Raw genomic sequence first — 1,155 nt, 5'->3', positions numbered from 1 at the left:
TATCCGCAGCCACCAGTGAACAGAGCAGCGGCATTGAACAGGTCAACCTGGCCGTGACCCAGATGGACCAGATGACCCAACAAAATGCCGGGCTGGTGCAAGAGAGCAATCACGCGACCCAGATGCTTGCGCAGCTTAGCACCCAACTGCGCGAGCGTGTGTCTCACTTCCGAGTGGATCGCCAGTCGACCTTAACCCCTCTCCCATCACGCTCCACACACGACGATAGCGATTTTTAAACCAGGCTAGCAGCAGAAAAGCGCCCTCTTGGCTTTGGCCACGGGGGCGTTTTTGATTGTATGCCGCCGCCTTTTCAGCGCGCTTATAGCGAATTTTCAACGCCCTTCTAACGAGTTTTATGTAGTTCGCCTTAAGTAACAGAGCGTTAGGCCGATATAGGTATAGGATGTATTCGTTACTTACTTAGCTGTGATAGGAAAATATTAATGCAAATAACAACAACACAAAAACTCTGGGGAACGCTGGGCATTATTTGGATCACCATGCTGCTGCTGGTGGGCTGGCTTGCCTGGGAGAACCGCCAAACGATCGAAAGCGAACGCCGTGACAGCATTCAGTACATCGTCGAAAGCGTGCATAACCAGATTGAAGTGTTACAAGAAAGGGTCGCCACTGGCGAACTGAGTCTTGAAGAAGCGCAACAACGCGCTATCGATAATATGTCCAGCGTGCGCTTTGGCGCTGGCGAATATATCTTCTCTTTCAATGACGATTTAATTGTCATCTCCCACCCTAGCCGAACACCTGGCGATGATATGAGCCACTATGAAGATGCCGGCGGCATGCTGCTATATCCCGAATTGCTTCGCACAGCGCAAGCGGGAGGCGGCCACGTTGAGTACTACGCCCGCCGTGCCAATGGTGACGAGCATCTACCTAAAATCAGCTATGTGGCCTACCTGCCTGAATGGAAGTGGTCACTGGCAACCGGCGTTTATGTGGATGATATTAACGAAGCATTCATCGCCAACTTGCTGCATTCCATCATCATGCTGTTAATCATCGGCTTGCCGGCCACTCTGCTGATGGGCTGGGTAATTCGCGATGTTTCTCGCCGCCTGGGCGGAGACCCGCGTTATGCGGCAACGGTGGTGCGTTATATTGCGGATGGCGACCTTACCCGTAGTACCCAGC

1 protein-coding gene and 1 pseudogene are annotated in these 1,155 nt (G+C 52.5%); both read left to right on the top strand.

Features of this window, described 5'->3' with window-relative positions; translation table 11 throughout:
• Window positions 1–239: pseudogene (locus CZ787_RS09600) on the top strand (hypothetical protein); the annotation flags it as partial.
• Window positions 240–446: 207 nt separating this feature from the next.
• Window positions 447–1,155 (top strand): cache domain-containing protein (locus tag CZ787_RS09595; protein ID WP_176372205.1); only part of this gene is annotated, 709 nt, incomplete at its 3' end.

It is taken from the genome of Halomonas citrativorans, from assembly GCF_900163645.1.
Lineage (GTDB): Bacteria > Pseudomonadota > Gammaproteobacteria > Pseudomonadales > Halomonadaceae > Vreelandella > Vreelandella citrativorans.
This window is presented reverse-complemented; position numbering and strand designations above follow the sequence as displayed.